Origin of the sequence: Streptomyces nigrescens, from assembly GCF_027626975.1 — a bacterium.
Lineage (GTDB): Bacteria > Actinomycetota > Actinomycetes > Streptomycetales > Streptomycetaceae > Streptomyces > Streptomyces nigrescens.
This window is the reverse complement of the sequence record NZ_CP114203.1, coordinates 1,222,576-1,238,197: the sequence shown is the minus strand read 5'-3', so window position 1 is coordinate 1,238,197 and position 15,622 is coordinate 1,222,576. Positions and strand designations below refer to the sequence as shown.

The window sequence follows — 15,622 nt, the reverse complement described above, 5'->3', positions numbered from 1 at the left end:
TTTGCCGGAACGCCCCGGTGGCGAGCCGGGTGATCACCGCTCCCGCTGCGCTGTATCCCTATCCACCGGCACAGTTCGTCCCTTGTCGACGGGCATTGCAGCGCCGATGCCCACTCGACTAAAATTCAAGATCACCGGCGAACCGTCCTGGTCCAAGATGACCCGCCGGTTTACAGGAGCAATGGCCCCCCACCGATGGAGGACGGCCATGGCAAAGATTCTTGCGGTGCTCTATCCGGACCCCGTGGGCGGCTATCCCCCCGATTACGCCCGCGACGAGATCCCCACCATCACCGGCTATCCGGGCGGTCAGACCGCGCCGACCCCGCAAGCCATCGATTTCACCCCGGGACAGCTGCTCGGCTGCGTCTCGGGAGAACTGGGACTGCGCCGCTTCCTGGAGGAGCGGGGCCACACCTTCGTCGTCACGTCCGACAAGGAAGGGGCCGGCTCCGCACTGGACCGTGAGCTGCCCGACTCCGACGTGGTGATCTCGCAGCCCTTCTGGCCCGCCTATCTGACCCCCGAGCGCATCGCAGCGGCCCCCCGGCTCAAACTCGCGATCACCGCCGGAATCGGGTCGGACCACGTCGACCTGCCGAGCGCCATCTCCCACGGCATGACGGTGGCGGAGGTGACCTTCAGCAACAGCATCAGCGTGTCCGAGCACGCCGTCATGCAGATGCTCACCCTGGTGCACAACTACCTGCCCGCCCATGACTGGGTGACCACCCAGAAGGGCTGGAACATCGCGGACAGTGTGTCGCGCGCCTACGACATCGAAGGCATGGACGTCGGCGTCCTCGGCTCCGGGCGTATCGGCCAGGCGGTGCTGCGCCGCCTCAAGCCGTTCGGCGTCACCCTGCACTACTGCGATGTGCACCGGCTGCCCAAGGGCGTCGAGGAGGAGCTGGGACTGATCTATCACCCCGACGTCCGTTCGCTGGCCTCCTCGATCGATGTCCTGTCGATCCACACTCCGCTGCACCCGCAGACGCAGAACCTCTTCGACGACGAGCTGATCGGAGCCATGAAGCGCGGTGCGTACATCGTCAACACCGCACGCGCGCTCATCGTCAACCGGGACGCCGTGGTGAGGGCCCTCAACAGCGGACAGCTGGCCGGTTACGCCGGTGACGTCTGGTATCCGCAGCCGCCACCGCCCGACCATCCCTGGCGCACCATGCCGTACGAGGCGATGACACCCCATGTGTCCGGTTCGACGCTGTCCGCGCAGGCCCGCTACGCCGCCGGGGCCCGGGAGATCCTGGAGTGCTGGCTCGACGGGCGCCCCGTCCGCCAGGAGTACCTGATCGTCGACGGCGGCGGGCTCGCCGGGGCGGGAGCACGCTCGTACACGGTCGCCTGAGAGCACAGGGCGGCCGCGGCGCACGAGAAATCGCCGGAAGTTATTCAGTGGTCTTTGAAAGATCCAGAATTCTTGGAGGAATTCCAGCAGAAAGATCTACCACCCTCCTGTGAGCGGACTCACGCCGAAATTCCTGGACGGGCGCGAGGTGAGACCTTTAGCGTCCGTAAATAGTTGGATTTTCCCTTATGCGAAGGCAACGGCGCCGCGCATACTGTTTCGCAAGAAAACCAAGGTCAACGCCGGGAAGGTGGATCAGTGAGCAGCACGGACGCCGTGTGGGTACGAGGCGTGAACGGCATTCAGATGCATCACGTGACCGACCTGCAGGATGCCGGCAGATTTCTGGGTAACGCGGCCATGGCGCTGCGGTCCGCACATGTGCGGACCGGCTCCGACCGGTACTCCAGCATTGCTGCCGAGCTCAGGAGCCTGGTGGAGCGGGTGCGGGAGCTGGAGGACGAGGCCCGGTCGACCATGCACGACCTGCACTCCACCGACCCCGAGCGGTTCCTCCGCTGCCGGGACGGCCACGAGCCGTGGCCCGGTGAGATCCCCGCGGGCTTCATCCCGCGCCACACCTGCAAGGACGAGTGCCTCTACCACGACCGTGAGGTGCTCGAGGCCATCATGCAGTGCACCTGCGGCCGGCCGCCGTGCCGGGCGTGCGAGATCGGCGGAAAGCTCTGACGCGCACGAGTCCGAGCGCGTACCGAGGGAGCCCCCGCACGGGGGCTCCCTCAGTGCTTTCCCGCGTCCGCACACTGCCTACGGGGCAGCCCTCAGTCCGCCGCTCGCGATGAGGCCAGCAGAATCACCTCCAGCGTCCGCGGCCCGTGCACTCCCTCCACCCGGTCGAGTTCGATGTCGCTGGTGGCGGACGGGCCGGAGATCCAGGTCAGCGGGCGCTCCGGCGCCAGCCGCGGCAGCGCCTCCGGCACCGAGCCGACCACCTGGTCAGGGACCCGGACGACACAGAGGTGATGGTCGGGCACCAGCGTGATCCGACGCCGGCCCTGGTCGGGGCCGCCGTCCAGGACGAGGGTGCCGGTCTCCGCGATGGCCACCGCACAGCCCGTCAGCACACTGTCCACGGCATCGAGTTCCCGGGGCGTGCTCGATGCGCGGTCCCCGACGAGGGTGACCCCGGCGCCGGCCGTCCACGAGGCATCCAGGCCCGGCGGCACCAGCACCGTCCGTGCCCCGCGCTCCGCCAGCAGGCGGCGGATCAGCGACGGCAGCTCCCCGGCGGTGCTGCGATGCACCAGCGCCCGGTAGTCCGCGAGATTCTCCGCGAGCAGGTCGACGTCCTGCGCGGCGGTACGGGACCCGTGCACCCGGTGATAGTCGCGCACCACCGGCGGATCGTCCGGCCCCTCACCGTGCGGCACATCCGCCAGCGCCCGGCGCACCCGCCCCAACACCACGTCCCGGCTGCTCACTTGGCGCCTCCTTGCCGCTCGGACGAGGTACCGCGGGTGCGCTGCCACCAGTCGCGGAAGGACTCGGCCGGTACCGCGGGCAGTTCACGCGTCGCCGACCAGGCGCGCCCCGGCCCCGGCAGCCGCCGTGGATGCAGCCGCCGGGTGCGGGCCGCCAGCCGCGCCCCGGCACGCAGCACGCCCGGGTGATCGAAAGCCCAGGCCGCCGCGCGCATCGCGGCCCGCTCCGCGGCATGCCCCTTGGCCGGCTGGAGGACGGTCCGCGCCCCGCGCCGGGTGACCGGCCCGCCCTCGACGACCCGCTCGCGCAGATGCAGCAGCACCTCGGGGATGTCGATGGCGACCGGGCACACCTCGTAGCAGGCCCCGCACAGTGACGACGCATACGGCAGCGAAGCCTCCAACGCACCCTCGATTCCGCGCAGTTGCGGGGTGAGGATGGCGCCGATCGGGCCGGGGTACGGCGAGCCGTACGCATGCCCGCCGGCCCGCTCGTAGACCGGGCAGACGTTCAGACAGGCCGAGCAGCGGATACAGCGCAGCGCCTGCCGTCCGACGGTGTCGGCGAGGGTGTCGGTGCGCCCGTTGTCGAGCAGTACGAGATGGAAGGTCCGCGGCCCGTCGCCGTCCGTCGTGCCCGTCCAGGTGGAGGTGTACGGGTTCATCCGCTCCGCGGTGGAGGAGCGGGGCAGCAGCTGCAGAAAGACCTCCAGGTCCTGCCAGCGCGGCACCACCTTCTCGATGCCCACGACGGAGATCAGCGTCTCGGGAAGGGTCAGGCACATCCGGCCGTTGCCCTCGGACTCCACGACGACCAGGGTGCCGGTCTCGGCGACCATGAAGTTGGCGCCGGAGATCCCGACCTTCGCGGACAGGAACTTCTCCCGCAGATGCAGCCGCGCCGCCTCGGCCAGCTCGGCGGGGGAGTCGGACAGCCCCTCGGGTGCCGGCCGCCCCCAACTCCCCATCTCCCGGCGGAAGATGTCGCGGATCTCGGAGCGGTTGCGGTGGATCGCGGGGACCAGGAGGTGCGAGGGCAGATCGTCGCCGAGCTGCACGATCAGCTCGGCCAGATCCGTCTCGTACGCGCGGATGCCGGCCTCGGCCAGTGCCTCGTTCAGCCCGATCTCCTGCGTCGCCATCGACTTGACCTTGACGACCTCGCGCTCACCGGTCTCCCGCACCAGCCGGGTGACGATCCGGTTGGCCTCGTCCGCGTCCACCGCCCAGTGGACCTGCCCGCCCGCGGCGACGACCGCGGCCTCCAGCTGCTCCAGATAGTGGTCGAGATGGCGCAGCGTACGGTCCTTCACCGCGGCGCCCGCGGCCCGTAGCTGCGCCCAGTCGTCCAGCTCGGCAACGGCCTTGGCCCGCTTGTCACGGATGGTGTGGGTGGCGTGGGTGAGGTTGGCACGCAGCCGGGTGTCGCGGGTGGCGGCGGCCGCGGCCCGGGGGAAGTCCGGCATGCCCAGGTAGGTGCCGCTCATCGCACGCCCCCTTCCGTACTGGCCAGGATCTCGGCGATATGAACCGGGCGGACGGGCGAGCCCTGCCGGGCCAGCGTCCCGCCGATGTGCAGCAGACAGGAGTTGTCGACCGTGCAGACCGCCTCGGCGCCGGTGCCCAGGACATTGCGGACCTTGTCGGCCCCCATGGCCGCCGACACCGCCGCGTTCTTCACCGCGAACGTGCCGCCGAACCCGCAGCACTCCTCCGCGCCCGGCAGCTCCCGCAGCTCCAGCCCCTTGACCTGTTCCAGCAGCCGCCGCGGCCGGTCGCCCAGTCCCAGCATCCGCAGCCCGTGACAGGTGGGGTGGTAGGTGACGGTATGCGGGTAATAGGCGCCGACATCCGTCACCTTCAGCACATCCACCAGGAACTCGGTCAGCTCATACGTCTTGGGCACCGCGAGCGCCGCCGCGTCGGCGAGCTCCCGTCCGCGCCCCTCTGCCGCCGCCTTCGCCCCGATCCGCGGATAGTTGTCCCGCACCATCGCGGCGCAGGAACCGGACGGGGTGACCACATACTCGTAGTCGCGGAACGCGTGGTCGAAGCGGCGCACCAACGGCTCGGTCGCATGGCGGTATCCGGTGTTGAACTGCGGCTGACCGCAACAGCTCTGCCCGTCGGGGAAGTCGACCTCCACCCCCAGCCGCTCCAGCAGCGCCACCACCGCCTGCCCCGTCCGCGGATGGAGCAGATCGTTGATGCAGGTGACGAACAGTGCTACACGCACGTTGCCATCTCCTTTCGGCCGCTCCGGCCTCTGGCGGCCATCCGCTTCCGCGGTACATGATCACCTGTCGGCTCATCCTGCCCCAGCAGCAGGCCGAGGAGAAGAACCGGGAGCGGAGGACCATGTCGAACGCCGGACACATAGCCGAGGACCGGGCGCCCGGCGGCGCCCGCCCGCCCTCACAGCTGCGGCAGCTGGCCGCCGCCTCCATCGGCAACGCCGTCGAGTGGTACGACTGGTACGCCTACTCCTTCCTCGCGGTCTACTTCGCGGGGCAGGTCTTCCCGGAGGGCGCCGGCAACTCCCTGGTACCGCTGCTTTCGACCTTCGCGGTCTTCGCGGTCGGCTTCTTCATGCGGCCGGTCGGCGGACTGCTGATGGGCGCCATCGCCGACCGCCGCGGACGACGGACCGCACTGACCCTCACCATCCTGCTGATGGGCGGCGGCAGCCTGCTGGTCGCGCTCACCCCCACCTATGCGACCACCGGACTGCTGGCACCGCTCGTGCTGGTCATCGCCCGTCTGGTGCAGGGCCTGTCGGTGGGCGGTGAGTTCGCGGCCTCCACGACCTTCCTCGTCGAATCGGCGGGGCCCGGCCGGCGCGGGCTGTTCTCCAGCTTCCAGTACGTGTCCACCACCGCCGGCCAGCTGCTGGCGTCCGGGACCGCGGCCCTGCTCGCGGCGCTGCTCACCGAGCAGCAGATGGGCCAGTGGGGCTGGCGGGTGGCGTTCCTCTTCGGCGCGCTGCTGAGCCTGCTGGGACTGTGGATCCGGCGTGGCGCCCAGGAGACCCTCCACTCCGCGGAGACCCCTGACGCCAAGCAGCAGACGGCCGACCGACCAGGCCTCTTCGAGGCGCTGCGCCGCCACCCCCGCCAGTCGCTGCTCATCTGCGGCATCACCGCGGGCGGCACCATCGCCTACTACACATGGACGACCTACCTGCCCACCTACGCGCAGGTCAACGCGGGCTTCGACAAGGGTGATTCGCTCACCGTCGGTACCCTCTCGCTCGTCTTCTTCGCGCTGCTCCAGCCGCTCGGCGGCATGCTCTCGGACCGTATCGGCCGCAAACCGCTGCTGCTCGGCTTCTCCCTGGGCTTCGCCGTCCTGGCCGTTCCGCTGCTGCATCTGGTCACCGACGCGTTCGTCTCGCTCCTGCTGGTGCAGTGCGCGGGGATGGTGCTGCTCACCGGATACACCTCGGTCGCCGCGGCCGTGAACGCCGAGGTGTTCCCCGCGCGGGTGCGGGCCGCCGGCATCGGCTTCCCGTACTCGCTCACCGTCGCCCTCTTCGGCGGCACCGCCCCGTACGTCGGCACCTGGTTCAAGCAGGCCGGCCACGCCGGTCTCTTCCCCTGGTACGTGGCCGCGCTGTGCCTGGTGTCGTTCTTCGTCTATCTGACGCTGCCGGAGACGGCCCGGCAGAAACTGGACAAGTAGGGCCTGTCGTGCGGATCAGCCCGGCCCCGCGGCTGATCCCGAGGACAGGCCCCGGCCCGGCGGACACGAAGGCGCCGCCCGTCCCGGGACAGGGACGGGCGGCGCCTTGGGGATGTGGTCTGTCAGACGAGCCAACCCACGAAGTGCAGGATGTTGGCCAGCAGATGGGTGAGGATGTCCATGGGGATTCGTCTCCTTGAAGTCGGGGGACTCAACTCTCCGGCCCAGCAAGGGATATCGACCGGAGGCGCGGTAACGGTCTGCAGCACGTCGCTCGCGCCCCGTCATCATGGCTCGTCGCTGCGAGTCAATTGAAGGCCTTCCCTCTTCGATCATGCTTACCGGCGAACACTCGCTCCCGCGTTCGTTTGTTCGCATCGTGTGGAGTCCTCGCGATGTCCCCTATGGCACCCCTGCCGGCCTTTGAGGGGGCATGGCGGTGCTTGTGCGGACACAGTGGCCGCGCCGCGCGTGACCTTTCTCATTTTCGATCTCATTGCTGAAATGCAGCCGGGCGGTATTCGCCTGGAATTGACGTGCAATCAGAAGTGCCGGGCGCCCGGGCAAGGGCGGACATATACCCGAAAGTGAGATCACTGAACTCGCCGGTAGCGAAACGGTGCGTCAAGAACTCCATATTCCCGCCGGAATCCCTCGGTGCCGGTGTCCGAGTTTCACAAGACGATCACGTGTTAGCGTCCGTCGCCGCGAACCGAATACGCGAAAGGAAACTCCGTGGGCCACCTGCACCACTTCAGCGCGGGCTGGATATCTCCGGTTCTCGCCTATGCCATGGCATGCGTGGGATCCGCCCTCGGCCTGCGCTGCACCGTAAGGGCGCGAGCGGCCGAGGGGCGCTCACGCCGTAATTGGCTGCTGACCGCCTCCGTCGCCATCGGCTCCGGCATCTGGACCATGCACTTCATCGCCATGCTCGGCTTCGGGGTCACCGGCAGCCCGGTCCACTACGACGTCCCGCTCACCGTGCTCAGCCTGCTGATCGCCATGGTGGTCGTCGGCGCCGGCGTCTTCACCGTGGGCTACGGCGCCCCCGGACTGCGCTCGCTGCTGCTCGGCGGGCTGGGCACCGGTGTCGGCGTGGCGGCCATGCACTACCTGGGCATGGCCGCCATGCGGCTGCACGGGCACGTCGACTTCGACCCGGCCCTGGTCGCGCTCTCGGTCGTCATCGCCGCCGGCGCCGCCACCGCCGCCCTGTGGGCCGCGCTCAGCGTGCGGGGCACCGTCGGCGCGGCCGTGGCCTCCCTCGTCATGGGGCTCGCCGTCTGCAGCATGCATTACACCGGAATGGCTGCCGTGCGCATCGAATTGACGCCCAGCCGTGCGCCGTTGCCGGGTGTCGTCGCAATGGAATTCATCTTTCCGCTGGCCGTCGCACTCGGTTCATTTCTCTTCCTCACAGCGGCCTTTGTCGCTCTGTCCCCGACCGCCCGCGAACGTGCTGCAGCCGCCTCCGTCGATTCGCTGCACGAGCACTGAACTCCCCATCTCGCCCGACCTGTTGAGGAATTCATGCACAGACGACAGACCCCGGACCATTCCGGGCCCGCAGGGGAGGCCCAGCCGCCCGGGAGCGGCCGCCCCAGACATGCGCTGCCCGCAGCTGCCAAGTCCCCGGAATTCACCGCGGATTACCGTATTCGCCTGATGCCCCGATCGGTGCGCGCGAAGATCGTCGCGCTGCTCATGGTCCCCGTGGTGTCCCTGATCGCCCTCTGGGCGTTCGCCACCGTCACCACCGCGCGGAACGTCTCCGATCTCCAGCGGCTCAAGGACGTCAACGCCACCCTGGTCGCCCCGGTCGGGGACTTCGTCTCCGCCGTACAGGAAGAACGCAGCGCCGCGGCACGCGCCCTCGCCTCCCCTGATCCCGGACGACAGCAGACGCTGCGTGAGCGGCAGCGGGCCACCGACTCCGCCGCGGTCGACCTCCGGGACGGCATCGCCTCCGGCAGCGCCGACGTGGCGGCCGTCGACCCCCAGCTGCCCGGCCGTATCGACCGGCTGCTGCACGACGCCGACGGGCTGGCCGCGCTGCGCGGACGCGTCGACGGGGACAAGCCCGACCGGGACCGTCTGGTCGCCGGCTACACCGGCGTCGTCGAGGACGGTCTCGCCACCGTCGGTGCGCTGACCGGCCTGGAGAAGACGGCGGTCTCCTCGGAGGTGCGCGTCGTCCTGGAACTCTCCCGGGCCCGCGAGGCGCTCGCCCGCGAGGACGCGGTCCTCGGCGCCGCCCAGCTCTCCGGCCGGATGTCACCGGGGCAGTTCGACGCGTTCACCGGCGCGGTGCACACCCAGCGCGCACTGTTCACCGCCGCCGTCGACGATCTGCGGCCCCATGACGCCGCGGCCTACCACCGGATCCTGGACGGCGCGGCCTACCGCGAACTGCGCGCCGCCGAGAACGCCGTACGGGACGCCGGCGCGGGCACCCCGGCCGCCACCGCCGTCTCCGCCGTGCACTGGACCGATGTCAGCGACACCGTCCTGCACGACCTGCGGACCGCCCAGCGGGCCGCGAGCACCGGGGCGGCCCATGACGCCGACCCGCTGTCCGCCGGCACCCTCGGCGGACCCGGGATCGCCGTCGCCCTGGGCCTGGCCGGCGTCCTGCTCTCGCTCCTCATCTCGGTCAAGATCGGCCGTCGGCTGGTCGTCGAGCTGGAGGAGCTGCGCAACTCCGCGCTACGGGTCGCCCGCCGGGATCTGCCCGCCGCCATGCGTCTGCTGCACGCGGGCAAGAAGGTGGACATCGACGCCGTCGCCCCGCTCGGCGCGCGCGGCACCGGCCGCGACGAGGTGGGGCAGGTCGGCGAGGCCCTGGTGGCGGTGCACCGTGCCGCGCTCCAGGCGGCGGCCGGCCGTGCCGAGGCCCTCAGCGGTATCTCCGGTGTCTATGTGAGCCTCGCGCGGCGCAGCCAGCTGCTGCTGCACCGCCAGCTCGCCCTGCTGGACACCATGGAACGCCGTACCGAGGACCCGGTGGAACTGGAGGACCTCTTCCGGCTCGACCACCTCACCACCCGGATGCGGCGGCACGCCGAGAGCCTGATCATCCTCTCCGGCGCCGCGCCCGGACGGGGCTGGCGCCATCCCGTACCGCTGCTGGACGTGGTCCGCGCGGCCGTCGCCGAGGTGGAGGACTTCCCGCGGGTCGAGGTGCAGGCCCTCGTCGACGCCCGGCTGATCGGCGGCGCGGTCGCCGACCTCACCCATCTGCTGGCCGAACTCGTCGAGAACGCGGTGATGTTCTCGCCGCCGCAGACCACGGTGCAGGTGCGCGCCGAACGGGTCGGTGCCGGTATCGCCGTGGAGATCCACGACCGCGGCCTCGGTATGGACAAGGAGGCGCTCGACGAGGCCAACCGCCGTATCCAGGACGCCGAAGAGGTCGACCTGCTGGACACCGAACAGCTCGGTCTCTTCGTCGTCAACCGGCTCGCCCACCGCAGGCACGTCAAGGTGGCCCTCCAGCCCTCGCCGTACGGCGGCATTACGGCCGTGGTGCTGGTGCCCGACGCCCTGCTCGCCGCGGGAGCGGACGAGGAGACGCCGGACGCGCGGAGCCCGGAGCCGTCCGAGGAGAGTGCCTCGCTCTTCCACCGGCGGCGGCCGGCCGCACACCGGGTCCCGCCGGCCGTGGTGCCACGCCGCAACGCGCTCCCGCCCGCCGCGGCCGACACAGCGGCGGAACACCCCGCGCCCGGCACAGCGGCGGAACGCCCCGCGCCCGCGCACCGCGCACCCGCCGCCTCCACCCCCGCACCGCCGTCCGACACCGCGGCAGACACGGACGCCGTTCTGCCGCGCCGGGTGCGCCAGGCCAACCTGGCGCCCGAGCTGCGGACGAGTCCGGACCAGCAGCCCGAGTGGGTGCCGCGCACCGAGGGCACACCCGCACCGCGCCGGTCTCCGGAACAGGCCCGCGCCACCATGGCGTCGCTGCGCGCCGGCTGGGCGCGCGGCCGCGGGGCCACACCTCCCCAGCACCCGCAGCCCGCGCCTCGGGAGCCGCAGGAGCAGCCGCACCCGCAGGGCCCGCGGCACCCGAACGGGACGAACGACAATGCATCACGAGGAGAAGAAACACCATGACCGTCGACCAGCAGCTGTCCGGCGAACTCAACTGGCTCCTCGACGACCTGGTCTCCCGTGTGCTGGAGATCCGCTCCGCCGTGGTGCTCTCCGGCGACGGCCTGGCCGTCGGCACGTCCAGCGGACTGACCCGTGACGACAGCGAGCGCTTCGCGGCGATCGCCTCCGGCTTCCACAGCCTCGCCAAGGGAGCGGGCCGGCACTTCGCGGCCGGCCAGGTCATCCAGACCATGGTCGAGCTGGAGGGCGGTTTCCTCTTCGTGGTGGCGGCCGGCGACGGCTCGTGCCTGTCGGTGTTCGGCGATGCCGAGGCCGATATCGGCCTGGTCGCCTACGAGATGGCCCGGCTCGTCAAGCAGGTCGGCGCACACCTCGGTACCCCCGTGCGCGCAGGATCGGAGTGACCGGCCTGCCATGACCGACTCCACCCCGCGCTGGTACGACGACGAAGCGGGGCCGATGGTCCGGCTCTATGCGATGACCGCCGGGCGAGCCCGGCCGAGCAGTGCGGCCTTCGATCTGATGGCCGTGGTGCAGGCCGAACCCCGCCCGGACGAGGCCCCCGCGCTGTCGCCCGAGCAGCACACGATTTTCACGCTGTGCGGCGAACGGCCCCGCCCGGTCGCCGAGGTCGCCTCCGACTCCGGGCTGCCCCTGGGTGTGGTCCGGGTGCTGCTGAGCGATCTCCTGGCCGAGGGGCTGATCCGCGTCAACCGTCCCGTGCCGCCCGCCCAGTTGCCCGACGCGCACATACTCAGGGAAGTGATCGATGGACTCCGCGCGCTCTGACTCCTTCATGGCCCTCAAGATCCTGGTGGCCGGAGGGTTCGGCGTGGGCAAGACGACCCTCGTCGGTTCCGTCAGCGAGATCCGCCCGCTCAACACGGAGGAACGGCTGACCGAGGCCGGCCGCCCCGTCGACCGGCTCGACGGGGTCCAGCAGAAGACCACGACGACCGTGGCCATGGACTTCGGACGGATCACCATCCACGACGACCTGGCGCTGTACCTGTTCGGCACGCCGGGACAGGACCGGTTCTGGTTCCTGTGGGACGAGCTGGCGCAGGGCGCGCTCGGCGCGGTGGTGCTCGCGGACACCCGGCGGCTCGCCGACAGCTTCGCGGCCATCGACTACTTCGAGCACCGCAGCATCCCGTTCGTCGTCGCCGTCAACTGCTTCGACGGCGTCCGCGCCCATCAGGCGCAGGAGGTGGCCCGGGCCCTGGACCTCGATCCGGAGACCCCGGTGCTGCTGTGCGACGCCCGGGAGCGCGCGTCCTGCAAGGAGGTGCTGATCGGTCTGGTGGAGCACGCGGCCTCGTCCTACGAGGCGAGACTCCCCGCCAACTCCGTTTCTTCATAGGCTGGTTGAGAGTCCTCCGTCAGCATTCCGCGGATGCTGACGGCCGCGGCGCGGCCGGCCCGGTTGGCGCCGATGGTGCTCGCCGACGGCCCGTAACCGACGAGGTGCACCCGCGCGTCACGGAGCGTGCGGGTGCCCTCCATCCGGATTCCGCCACCCGGCTCGCGCAGCCGGAGCGGGGCGAGGTGGTCGAGGGCGGGGCGGAAGCCCGTCGCATAGAGGATCACGTCGGCCTCGACCGTGCGCCCGTCGCCCCAGACCGCCCCGGTGGGCGTCAGGCGCTCGAAGAGCGGCAGCCGATCCAGAACGCCGCTCTCCCGACCCCGCCGGATCGCCTCGGTCATCGGCAGCCCGGTCACGCTCACCACGCTCCGGGGCGGCAGCCCCTGCCGGACCCGCTCCTCCACCAGCGCGACCGCGGCCCGGCCCTGCTCCTCGCCGAACGGCCCCTCGCGGAACACCGGCGGCCGGCGGGTCACCCAGGTCGTGGCGGCCGCCACCGGCGCGATCTCCAGCAGTTGCTGTACGGCCGACGTCCCGCCGCCCACCACCACGACCCGCGCCGCACGGAACGCCTCCGGCCCCCGGTACTGCGCACTGTGCAGCTGACGGCCGCCGAAGACCTCCTGCCCGGGGATCCGCGGCCAGAACGGCCGGTCCCAGGTCCCGGTCGCATTGATCAGCGCCCGCGCCGCATAGTCCCCCTCCGACGTCTCGACCAGCAGCCGCCGCTCTCCCTCAAGTGCCCCGACAGACTCCGTAAGGGCCCCGACAGACCCCGCACGGGCTACGACAGGCTTCTTCCAGGGGGGAAGCCCACCCTCCTCACGCACCGCTGTCACACTCACCGGCCGGTGCACCCGCAGCCCGAAGGTCCGCTCGTAGTCGTCGAAGTACCCGCCGATCACCTCGGACGACGGGCGGCGCGGATCGGCGCCGGTCAGCCCCATGCCCGGCAGCGCATGCATCCCGTGCACCTTGTCGTACGTCAGCGTGGGCCACCGGAACTGCCAGGCACCGCCCGGGCGTGGCGAGTGATCGAGCACCACGAAGTCCCGGTCCGGCTCATAGCCGACCCGCCGCAGATGAAAGGCGGCAGCCAGGCCGGCCTGCCCGGCACCGACCACCACGACCTCGACCTCACGCACCCCGGTGTAGTTCATGCTTCTACTAACCGGGGGAGGGGGTCGGGTCTTCCCGCCGGACGCACCTGTCCTTCCCGGGCTCCGGCCGACCGCTCCGTACGACGTGGTGGACCATGCCGGCCCCGGGAGCGCCGTGGCCGGGCCGATGAGGAGCGGTGCCGCTTCCCCTCGGCCAAGCCACAGCGACCCCCATGACGCTCAGCGACCGCCGGCGATCAGCAGCGGTGCACCACCCGGCGCGGAAGCGGGCCGGCCATTGGCCGCCGGTACACCGTCCAGAGGAGCGGGGCCCGCATCCAGCAGCCCCCGGGCGGCCAGCTCCGGCCGGACGCCCTCGCCGAACCAGTACGCCTCCTCCAGGTGCGGATAGCCGGACAGCACGAAGTGCTCGATGCCCAGGGAGTGGTACTCCTCGATCCGGTCCGCCACCTCGGCATGGCTGCCGACCAGCGCGGTCCCGGCGCCACCGCGCACCAGGCCGACCCCCGCCCACAGATTGGGCGAGATCTCCAGCTTGTCGCGGGAGCCGCCGTGCAGCGCCAGCATCCGCTGCTGCCCCACCGACTCGCTCTTGCCCAGCGCCTGCTGCGCGGCCGCCACCGTCTCCGGATCGAGATCGTCCAGCAGCCGGCCGGCGGTCGCCCAGGCCTCCTTCGACGAGTCCCGCGAGATCGTGTGCAGCCGGATGCCGAACCGGACCGTCCGCCCCTCCTTCTCCGCCAGTCCTCGAATCCAGTCGATCTTCTGCTTGACCTCCTCGGGCGGCTCGCCCCAGGTCAGATACACATCCACATTCCGGGCGGCGACCGGCCCGGCGGCCGCGGACGAGCCACCGAAGAAGATCTGCGGCAGCGGGTCCGGCGGCAGCGCGGTCAGACCGCCCTCGACCTGGTAGTGCTCGCCCTGGAAGTCGAACGGCCGGCCACCCCACACGCCCCGTACGATCTGCAGGAACTCATCGGTACGGGAATACCGCCGGTCATGGCCTAGATGATCGCCGAACCGCTTCTGCTCGGTCGAGTCGCCGCCGGTCACCACATTCAGCAGCAGCCGCCCGCGCGAGATCCGCTGATAGGTCGCGGCCATCTGCGCCGCCAGCACCGGCGAGATCACCCCCGGCCGGAACGCGACCAGGAACTTCAGCCGCTCGGTGACCTGGGTGAGCGCCACCGTCGTCAGCCAGGCGTCCTCGCACCACGTACCGGTCGGTGTCAGCACCGCCTCGAACCCCAACTGCTCGGCGGCCTTGGCGATTTGGGCCAGATACTCGATGTCCGGGGCCCGTACCCCGCTCACCGGGGTGATGCGGTCACGCCGGATCCCGCCGTCGGTGTAGGCATGCCGGTCGACGAGGGTCCGCCCGTCGCCGCCGGTCGGCAGAAACCAATGCAGGTGTACGGACATCTCAGTGGGCCTTTCCATAGGTACGCGGCGCCGTGCCCGAAGGCGGCAGGTCACCGTTGAAACGGGGGTCGACGAACTCCCCGAAGTCGAAGGAGCGGGGGATCAGCTTCAGCGCCGCGAACGAGTCGACGATCTGCTGCTCGGAGGCGATGGCGGCCTTGTCCACGGCCACCGCGACCGCCGTCCCCCGGGTGCGCTTGACCGCGTCCAGCGCCACCTTTTCCGGCAGCCCGGTCTCCTTCGCCCAGGCCTTCGCCCAGACGTCGGGGTGCTTGAACACCCAGTTCTGTGCCCGCCGCAGCCGGTCGGTGTAGTCCTTGAGCGCCGCCGACTTCTTCTTGTCGTCCAGCGCGGCCGGCGCGGCAACCTGGAAGCTGAGCCCGTTGACCAGGCCCTGACCGGTGGTCAGCACCTGCGCGTCGGCCTGATCCAGGGCCTGCGAGGTGTACGGGTCCCACACCGCCCAGGCATCCACCTTCCCCCGGGTGAACGCGGCGAGCGCATCGGCCGGCTGAAGGTAGTTGAGCGTGACGTCCTTCGTCGTCAGCCCGGCCTTCTTCAGCGAGGCGACGAGCTGGTAGTGCGCGGAACTGCCCTGGGCCACGGCGACCGACTTGCCCTTCAGCTGCGCCGGCCGCTTGAGCGGGGAGTCCTTCTTCACCAGGATGGTCTCGCCGTCCGACCTGCTGTGCGACCCGGCGATCACCTTGATCTTCGACTTCGCCGCGGCGGCGAACACGGGCGGGGTGTTGCCGACAGCGCCGACATCCACCGCCCCGGCGTTGACCGCCTCCAGCAGCGGCGGGCCCGAGGTGAACGTCGACCACTTGATCTTGTACGGAAGGTCGTCCAGCTCGCCGGCGGCCCGCAGCAACGCCTCCGAACCGCCCTTCTGGTCAGCGACGTTGAGGGTCAGCGAGCCCTTGCCGTCGGTCCCGCTCCCGGTCCCGCCGCCCCCCTCGGCCCGCGACGAACCACCGCAGGCGGCCAGCAGCAGGGTGAACGGAAGCAGCAGGGCGGCTGGGGCGAGGTGGCGTGCTCTCATGGGGTGTTGTGTCCGTTTCAATCTTGGAATGGCGGAACGGTCGGTCTTTGGGGC

14 protein-coding genes are annotated in these 15,622 nt (G+C 70.7%); 8 read left to right on the top strand and 6 right to left on the bottom strand.

From position 1 onward, the window contains the following. Window positions 1-208 precede the first annotated feature (208 nt). Both STRNI_RS05755 and STRNI_RS05750 read left to right on the top strand, forming a co-directional pair. Window positions 209-1,369 (top strand): NAD-dependent formate dehydrogenase, encoded by a 1,161-nt coding sequence (locus tag STRNI_RS05755; RefSeq protein ID WP_148589818.1) that lies wholly within the window; start codon window positions 209-211, stop codon window positions 1,367-1,369. A 306-nt stretch (window positions 1,370-1,675) separates the two neighbouring features. Beyond that, window positions 1,676-2,059, top strand: coding sequence for a hypothetical protein (locus STRNI_RS05750; RefSeq protein ID WP_078518555.1), 384 nt, complete (start codon window positions 1,676-1,678; stop codon window positions 2,057-2,059). Between the two features lie 92 nt (window positions 2,060-2,151). Here STRNI_RS05750 and STRNI_RS05745 read toward each other — a convergent pair whose 3' ends face one another. The 3 genes from STRNI_RS05745 to STRNI_RS05735 are packed head-to-tail and all read right to left on the bottom strand — an operon-like array spanning window position 2,152 to window position 5,047. Beyond that, window positions 2,152-2,811 carry a LutC/YkgG family protein gene (locus STRNI_RS05745; protein WP_159484745.1) on the bottom strand — a complete coding sequence of 220 codons (660 nt, stop codon included), beginning with the start codon at window positions 2,809-2,811 and terminating at the stop codon, window positions 2,152-2,154. Continuing rightward, window positions 2,808-4,298 (bottom strand): lactate utilization protein B, encoded by a 1,491-nt coding sequence (locus STRNI_RS05740; protein WP_266444924.1) that lies wholly within the window; start codon window positions 4,296-4,298, stop codon window positions 2,808-2,810. The genes STRNI_RS05745 and STRNI_RS05740 overlap by 4 nt, the downstream gene beginning before the upstream one ends. Beyond that, the gene (locus STRNI_RS05735) at window positions 4,295-5,047 is read right to left on the bottom strand and encodes a (Fe-S)-binding protein (RefSeq protein WP_266444926.1); all 753 of its coding nucleotides are present in this window, start codon (window positions 5,045-5,047) and stop codon (window positions 4,295-4,297) included. The genes STRNI_RS05740 and STRNI_RS05735 overlap by 4 nt, the downstream gene beginning before the upstream one ends. A 122-nt stretch (window positions 5,048-5,169) precedes the next feature. Here STRNI_RS05735 and STRNI_RS05730 point away from each other — a divergent pair, with 122 nt between their 5' ends. From STRNI_RS05730 to STRNI_RS05705, 6 genes are all read left to right on the top strand, one after another. Continuing rightward, a complete protein-coding gene (locus STRNI_RS05730; protein WP_274740732.1) occupies window positions 5,170-6,492 on the top strand; it encodes an MFS transporter in 1,323 nt (440 codons plus the stop codon). Between the two features lie 735 nt (window positions 6,493-7,227). Further along, the gene (locus STRNI_RS05725; protein ID WP_274739504.1) at window positions 7,228-7,992 is read left to right on the top strand and encodes an MHYT domain-containing protein; all 765 of its coding nucleotides are present in this window, start codon (window positions 7,228-7,230) and stop codon (window positions 7,990-7,992) included. Window positions 7,993-8,160: 168 nt separating this feature from the next. Further along, window positions 8,161-10,611 (top strand): sensor histidine kinase, encoded by a 2,451-nt coding sequence (locus STRNI_RS05720; RefSeq protein ID WP_274739506.1) that lies wholly within the window; start codon window positions 8,161-8,163, stop codon window positions 10,609-10,611. Further along, a complete protein-coding gene (locus tag STRNI_RS05715; protein WP_018088594.1) occupies window positions 10,608-11,015 on the top strand; it encodes a roadblock/LC7 domain-containing protein in 408 nt (135 codons plus the stop codon). Before STRNI_RS05720 ends, STRNI_RS05715 begins: the two co-directional genes overlap by 4 nt. Window positions 11,016-11,025: 10 nt before the next feature. After that, window positions 11,026-11,400, top strand: coding sequence for a DUF742 domain-containing protein (locus STRNI_RS05710; protein WP_018088595.1), 375 nt, complete (start codon window positions 11,026-11,028; stop codon window positions 11,398-11,400). After that, window positions 11,381-11,974 (top strand): GTP-binding protein, encoded by a 594-nt coding sequence (locus STRNI_RS05705; protein ID WP_159484739.1) that lies wholly within the window; start codon window positions 11,381-11,383, stop codon window positions 11,972-11,974. The genes STRNI_RS05710 and STRNI_RS05705 overlap by 20 nt, the downstream gene beginning before the upstream one ends. Here the strand turns inward: STRNI_RS05705 and STRNI_RS05700 are convergent. The 3 genes from STRNI_RS05700 to STRNI_RS05690 all read right to left on the bottom strand — a co-directional run bounded on the left by STRNI_RS05700 (window position 11,935) and on the right by STRNI_RS05690 (window position 15,568). After that, complete coding sequence (locus STRNI_RS05700; RefSeq protein WP_277410686.1) at window positions 11,935-13,137, bottom strand: NAD(P)-binding domain-containing protein; 1,203 nt, start codon at window positions 13,135-13,137, stop codon at window positions 11,935-11,937. The genes STRNI_RS05705 and STRNI_RS05700 overlap by 40 nt on opposite strands. 180 nt (window positions 13,138-13,317) lie before the next feature. Continuing rightward, the gene (locus STRNI_RS05695; RefSeq protein WP_018088598.1) at window positions 13,318-14,523 is read right to left on the bottom strand and encodes an LLM class flavin-dependent oxidoreductase; all 1,206 of its coding nucleotides are present in this window, start codon (window positions 14,521-14,523) and stop codon (window positions 13,318-13,320) included. A gap of 1 nt (window position 14,524) precedes the next feature. Continuing rightward, complete coding sequence (locus STRNI_RS05690; protein WP_277410685.1) at window positions 14,525-15,568, bottom strand: ABC transporter substrate-binding protein; 1,044 nt, start codon at window positions 15,566-15,568, stop codon at window positions 14,525-14,527. Window positions 15,569-15,622 lie beyond the last annotated feature (54 nt).

Coding starts and splice junctions, on each gene's coding strand:
- STRNI_RS05755 (WP_148589818.1), top strand. CDS start 209: ATGGCAAAGATTCTTGCGGTGCTCTATCCGGACCCCGTGGGCGGCTAT.
- STRNI_RS05750 (WP_078518555.1), top strand. CDS start 1,676: ATGCATCACGTGACCGACCTGCAGGATGCCGGCAGATTTCTGGGTAAC.
- STRNI_RS05740 (WP_266444924.1), bottom strand. CDS start 4,298: ATGAGCGGCACCTACCTGGGCATGCCGGACTTCCCCCGGGCCGCGGCC.
- STRNI_RS05730 (WP_274740732.1), top strand. CDS start 5,170: ATGTCGAACGCCGGACACATAGCCGAGGACCGGGCGCCCGGCGGCGCC.
- STRNI_RS05720 (WP_274739506.1), top strand. CDS start 8,161: ATGCCCCGATCGGTGCGCGCGAAGATCGTCGCGCTGCTCATGGTCCCC.
- STRNI_RS05715 (WP_018088594.1), top strand. CDS start 10,608: ATGACCGTCGACCAGCAGCTGTCCGGCGAACTCAACTGGCTCCTCGAC.
- STRNI_RS05710 (WP_018088595.1), top strand. CDS start 11,026: ATGACCGACTCCACCCCGCGCTGGTACGACGACGAAGCGGGGCCGATG.
- STRNI_RS05705 (WP_159484739.1), top strand. CDS start 11,381: ATGGACTCCGCGCGCTCTGACTCCTTCATGGCCCTCAAGATCCTGGTG.
- STRNI_RS05700 (WP_277410686.1), bottom strand. CDS start 13,137: ATGAACTACACCGGGGTGCGTGAGGTCGAGGTCGTGGTGGTCGGTGCC.
- STRNI_RS05695 (WP_018088598.1), bottom strand. CDS start 14,523: ATGTCCGTACACCTGCATTGGTTTCTGCCGACCGGCGGCGACGGGCGG.
- STRNI_RS05690 (WP_277410685.1), bottom strand. CDS start 15,568: ATGAGAGCACGCCACCTCGCCCCAGCCGCCCTGCTGCTTCCGTTCACC.